General features: G+C 70.9%; 1 protein-coding gene. It reads right to left on the bottom strand.

Annotated elements, in window-relative coordinates; all coding sequences use genetic code 11:
- The coding region (locus LCH29_RS43765; RefSeq protein WP_446467252.1) for a type I polyketide synthase at window positions 1–2,851 on the bottom strand (2,851 nt) is incomplete at both ends.

Below are 2,851 nucleotides of genomic sequence, written 5' to 3'. Positions count from 1 at the left end.
GTACCCCGGCACCCTCGGCCCACCCCGTACCGTCCGCGGCCTCCGCGAAGGACTTGCACCGGCCGTCCCCGGCCAGCCCGCCCTGACGGGCGAACTCCACGAAGATCCCCGGGGTGGCCATCACCGTAGCGCCGCCGGCCAAGGCCAGGTCGCATTCGCCCGCCCGCAGCGCCTGGCCCGCGAGGTGCAGCGCCACCAGCGCCGACGAGCACGCGGTGTCCACCGACACCGCGGGACCCTCAAGGCCGAGGGAGTAGGCGAGACGGCCCGATGCGACGCTCGGAGTACTGCCGGTCAGGAGGTAGCCCTCCATCTCTTCCTCGGGCTCGTGCACGTTCCCGCCGTACCCGTTCGCGGACACCCCGGCGAACACGCCGGTGGCCCGCTCCAGCGCCTCCCAGGAGGTCTCCAGCAGCAGCCGCTGCTGCGGATCCATGGCAAGGGCCTCGCGCGGCGAGATCCCGAACAGCTCGGCGTCGAACCGCGCCACGTCCGGTACGAATCCGCCACCGCTGACGCCGGTCGTGTCGACCAGCGTCCGCACGTCCCAGCCACGATCGGCGGGCAGCGGGGAAAAACCGTCACCGGCCGAGTCGACCAGGTCCCACAGCGCCTGCGGCGAGGTCGCGCCACCCGGATAGCGGCAGCCCATACCGACGATGACAATGGGGTCGTCGTCCACGAACGTCGCCGTCTTCCGGACGGGCGAAGCGGTCTGCTCGACCACCGCGCCCAGGACCCGCGTACGCAGGTGGTCGGCCAGCGCGGCGGGGTTCGGATGGTCGAAGATCAGGGTCGCGGGCAGCTGGACGGCGGTCGCGGTGGTGAGGCGATTGCGCAGCTCTACCGCGGTCAGCGAGTCGAATCCGAGATCCTTGAAGGCCCGCCCGGCATCGACTTCCGCGCCCGACGTGTACCCCAGCACCCCGGCGACCTGGGTCTGTACGAGGTCCAGCAGCAACCGGTCCTGCTCGGCGGCGGGCAGTCCGCGCAGGCGGCGGGCCAGCTCGCCGCCGCTGGCGGCGGCAACCTGCCCGGCGACGGTCCGGCGCTGCCGCGTCGCCGGGACGAGTCCGTGCAGCACGGCGGGCAGGCTGTCGCGTACCGCGGCGAGCGCCGAGGTCCGTAGGGCGACCGGCACCGCCACCGGCTCGTTGATCCGCAGGGCGGTGTCAAGGAGGGTCAGCCCGTGGTCGGTCCTCAGGGCCGGGAAGCCCTGGCGCCGCATCCGGCTCAGGTCGGCTTCGTCGAGTCGGCCGCCCATGCCTTCGGAGTTCTCCCACATGCCCCACGCCAGCGACACGGCCGGGAGCCCTTGGGCTCGCCGGGATACCGCGAGGGCGTCGAGCACCGCGTTGCCCGCGGCGTAAGCCGCCTGGCCCGCGTTGCCCACCACACCCGCGAAGGAGGAGAACAGGACGAACGCGTCCAGCTCACGGCCTGCGGTGAGTTCGTGCAGATGCATGGCGGAATCGGCTTTTGCCGCCAGCACCCCGGCGAGCCGTTCCGGGGTCAGCTCCGCGATCATCCCGTCGTCGAGCACTCCCGCGGTGTGCACCACGCCCCTCAACGGGGCATCGTCGGGGACCGCATCCAACGCATCCGCCAGCGCCTGCCGGTCGCTGACATCACACGCACGGATCGTCACCCGCGCACCGAGAGCGGTCAGCTCCCGTTCGAGCTCACCCGCCCCCGGCGCGTCGGGCCCACGCCGGGAGAGCAGGAAGAGGTCCCGCACCCCGTGTTCCGTGGTCAGGTGCCGGGCCACGACCGCGCCGAGACCACCCGTACCGCCGGTCACCAGCACCGTGCCACGCTCACGCCACGGCACCGGCAAGGTCAGCACGACCTTGCCGACATGCCTCGCCTGCCCCAGGAATCGCAACGCCTCCGGAGCCCGGGCGATGTCCCACGCCGTGACCGGGACCGGTCGCAGTGCACCACTCTCGAACAGCCCCAACAACGCCGTCAGCATCTCGCCGATCCGCTCAGGGCCCGCATCCATGACATCGAACGACCGATAGATCACGCCCGGATGAGCATCGGCCACCTCACCCGCGTCACGAATATCGGTCTTGCCCATCTCCACGAACCGGCCACCCGGCCGCGTCAACCGCAACGACGCATCCACGAACTCCCCCGCCAGGCAATCCAACACCACATCCAGCCCGGCACCGCCCGTCGCCGCGGAGAAGACCTGTTCAAACTCCGTCGTACGCGACGAAGCAATACGATCGGCCGCAACATCCAGCCCCCGAAGAGTCGGCCACTTGGCCTGACTCGCCGTCGCGAACACCTCCGCACCCAGATGCTGAGCCAACTGCACCGCCGCCATACCCACACCACCAGCAGCGGCATGAACCAACACCGACTCACCCGCCCCCAGTCCCGCCAGATCGACCAGCGCGTAGTACGCGGTCAGGTACACGATCGGTACCGACGCCGCCTGCTCGTACGACCAACCGCCCGGTATACGCGCCAGCATCCGCGCATCCGCCACCGCCGACGGCCCGAACCCGCCATCCAGCAGACCCATCACCCGGTCACCCACAGCGAAGCCCGCCACCCCAGGACCGACCTCCACCACAACCCCGGCACCCTCATGCCCGAGCCGACCNGCGTCCCCCGGATACATCCCCAGCACATTCAGCACATCACGGAAATTGACCCCCGCCGCACGCACACCAACCCGCACCTGGCCGGGACCCAGCGCCCGGGGTTCCTCCGGCACCAGCGCGACCCCGTCCAACTGGCCCTTGGCCACCATGTCCAACCGCCATGCCGAACCCACACCCACCGGAGGCTCCAACACCCCGCCCGAAGCCATCCGCACCAGCCGCGGCAACCACAC

This window comes from Streptomyces sp. BRA346 (assembly GCF_052851135.1).
The sequence above is the reverse complement of the archived record's forward strand: the minus strand, read 5'-3'. Positions and strand labels throughout refer to the sequence as shown.